Annotated in this window: 1 pseudogene; it reads right to left on the bottom strand. The window is 42.0% G+C overall.

Annotated elements, in window-relative coordinates:
- Window positions 1-245: pseudogene (locus Q0881_RS17815) on the bottom strand (gliding motility-associated C-terminal domain-containing protein); the annotation flags it as partial.

Genomic DNA, 245 nt, shown 5'->3' with positions numbered 1-245 from the left:
TCTGGACCGTTGTCGATAACTCCATCGCCATCTACATCTGAATCTGCATAATCTGGGATTCCATCGCCATCGGTATCTAAAATATCATACGCGTCATCGATTCCATTTCCATTACTATCCGTATTTCCGGTATCAGTTACTCCATCTGTTGGATTGTCATCTGAATCTGCCTCGTCTATAATTCCATCGCCATCACTATCTTTTATTGGATTCAATCCATTATCTGCATCTGCTCCATCTGGTAC

Source organism: uncultured Tenacibaculum sp. (assembly GCF_947494125.1).
Lineage (GTDB): Bacteria > Bacteroidota > Bacteroidia > Flavobacteriales > Flavobacteriaceae > Polaribacter.
This window is presented reverse-complemented; position numbering and strand designations above follow the sequence as displayed.